The sequence below is a fragment of the Azospirillum sp. TSH64 genome (assembly GCF_003116035.1).
Classification (GTDB): domain Bacteria; phylum Pseudomonadota; class Alphaproteobacteria; order Azospirillales; family Azospirillaceae; genus Azospirillum.
Window position 1 is genome coordinate 5,136,480 of sequence record NZ_LGQW01000015.1, and the last position, 928, is coordinate 5,137,407.

1 protein-coding gene is annotated in these 928 nt (G+C 66.6%); it reads left to right on the plus strand.

Annotated features, from left to right (window positions below; all coding sequences use genetic code 11):
• The coding region (locus TSH64_RS35685) for an NAD(P)(+) transhydrogenase (Re/Si-specific) subunit beta (protein ID WP_158285453.1) at positions 1–928 on the plus strand (928 nt) is incomplete at both ends.

The following is a 928-nucleotide window of genomic DNA, read 5'->3' on the forward strand; positions in this document are numbered from 1 at the left end:
CTGGATGATCGTGCTCGGCATCGCCATCGGCGGCGCCATCGGTTACGTCGTCGCCAAGAAGATCGAGATGACGGCGCTGCCGCAGCTGGTCGCCGCCTTCCACTCGCTGGTCGGCCTCGCCGCCGTCTTCGTCGCGCTCGCCGCCTTCTACTCGCCGGAGGCCTACGGCATCGGCGTCCGCGGCGCCATCGCCAAGGGTTCGCTGATCGAGATGGCGCTCGGCACCGCGGTCGGTGCGATCACCTTCACCGGCTCCATCGTCGCCTTCGCCAAGCTGCAGGGGCTGGTCACCGGCAAGCCGCTGGTCTTCCCGATGCAGCACCCGCTGAACGCGGCGCTCGGCGTGCTGACCGTCATCCTGATCATTTGGCTGGTACAGTCGAACGCCGATGTCGCGATGTGGCTGATCGTCATCGTGGCGCTGGCGCTGGGCTTCCTGCTGATCCTGCCGATCGGCGGCGCCGACATGCCGGTCGTCATCTCGATGCTGAACAGTTATTCGGGCTGGGCGGCCTGCGGCATCGGCTTCACGCTGCAGAACAACCTGCTGATCATCACCGGTGCTCTGGTGGGATCCTCGGGCGCGATCCTGTCCTACATCATGTGCAAGGGCATGAACCGCTCGATCTTCAACGTCATCCTCGGCGGCTTCGGCGGCGAGAGTGCCGCGGCCGGCGGTCCTGCCAAGGGCCCGCAGGGCTCGGTCAAGGCCGGTTCGGCCGAAGATGCCGCCTACATCATGAAGAACGCCCAGTCGGTCATCATCGTCCCCGGCTACGGCATGGCGGTGGCCCAGGCCCAGCATGCGCTCCGCGAGATGGCCGATGTGCTGAAGCATGAAGGCGTGGATGTGAAGTACGCCATCCACCCGGTGGCGGGCCGCATGCCCGGTCACATGAACGTGCTGCTGGCCGAGGCCAACGTGCCG